The sequence below is a fragment of the Methylophaga sp. UBA5088 genome (assembly GCF_002414625.1).
In the GTDB taxonomy this organism is placed as follows: Bacteria; Pseudomonadota; Gammaproteobacteria; order Nitrosococcales; family Methylophagaceae; genus Methylophaga; species Methylophaga marina.
Genome location: NZ_DIAC01000111.1, coordinates 18082 through 18452 on the forward strand (window position 1 = coordinate 18082; position 371 = coordinate 18452).

A 371-nucleotide genomic window follows, 5' to 3' on the forward strand; every position below is an offset into this window, starting at 1 on the left:
TACAGCTTTCCCGCGTTCTTTGAGCTTTTCTGTCAAGTCGGTAGGAAATTACTTAGAGTATTTACCTGGAGATAAACACATGTTGGCACAGCAGGCTGAGATTCTGAATGATCTACAGGCATATAGTCCGGAGAGAAATCCGCCAGAAACTATTCGATTGATGATGGATGAGTTACAAATCGCCTTAAATCGACTGAATACCAGTATTACCACTAATTGGTTTTATCCGGACTACTCCGTTTCATGAAACGGTTCTTTTGCCAATGTGGGCAGGAAATTTTCTTCGACAATACCCACTGTGGTGTTTGTGGCAGTCAGTTGGGGTTTATTCCAGAGCTACAACAGTTAACCAGCCTGCAAGAAGATGATAA

2 protein-coding genes are annotated in these 371 nt (G+C 42.3%); both read left to right on the top strand.

What is annotated here, in order from left to right:
• On the top strand, nt 1-247 hold a 247-nt coding region (locus B4K20_RS14100; RefSeq protein WP_289283379.1), incomplete at its 5' end, for an alpha-E domain-containing protein.
• Nucleotides 244-371: zinc-ribbon domain-containing protein (locus B4K20_RS14105; RefSeq protein WP_289283392.1), on the top strand; the 128-nt coding region annotated here is incomplete at its 3' end. The genes B4K20_RS14100 and B4K20_RS14105, both read left to right, overlap by 4 nt.